1 protein-coding gene is annotated in these 495 nt (G+C 58.4%); it reads right to left on the minus strand.

Annotation, left to right across the window (positions count from 1 at the left end; all coding sequences use genetic code 11):
* Nucleotides 1–495 (minus strand): phospholipase D-like domain-containing protein (locus EOA36_RS36835; RefSeq protein ID WP_245464588.1); only part of this gene is annotated, 495 nt, incomplete at both ends.

Genomic DNA, 495 nt, shown 5'->3' on the forward strand with positions numbered 1-495 from the left:
GACCGCTCGTCCAGGTTGGCCGAGCCGAAGCTGGCCCACACATCATCCACGATTAACAGCTTGGGGTGATACATTGTCGGTTGAAACTCGTGGATGCGCACCCCGGCTTTGAGCAACTCGCCCCAGAAATAGCGCGAGCCTTTTCGCACGATAGGGACATCCGTCAGCGAGTTGGGCACGATGACGTCGACCGCGACCCCTCTTTTCCTGGCGTCCAAGATTTGCAGGATCGCAATGTCGTCCGGAACGAAATAGGCCATTCCGATCCGCAGGTGATCCTTGGCGGCAGCCATGGCGGCCAACATCATCAACTCCATGTCTTCCGAACCATTCGGCTGGGAAGCCAGGATCAATTGAGCGCTGAGTGATCCTGCGGGTTCAGAAGGCGGGTAGAATTTTTCTCCCTGCAAAGTTTCGCCTGCCGCCTCGAGCCAGTTCTCGGCGAACGCCGCCTGGAAGGCGGATACGGCGGGTCCTTCTACCTGATAGTGGGTG

Origin of the sequence: Mesorhizobium sp. M8A.F.Ca.ET.021.01.1.1 (assembly GCF_003998025.1) — a bacterium.
GTDB lineage: Bacteria > Pseudomonadota > Alphaproteobacteria > Rhizobiales > Rhizobiaceae > Mesorhizobium.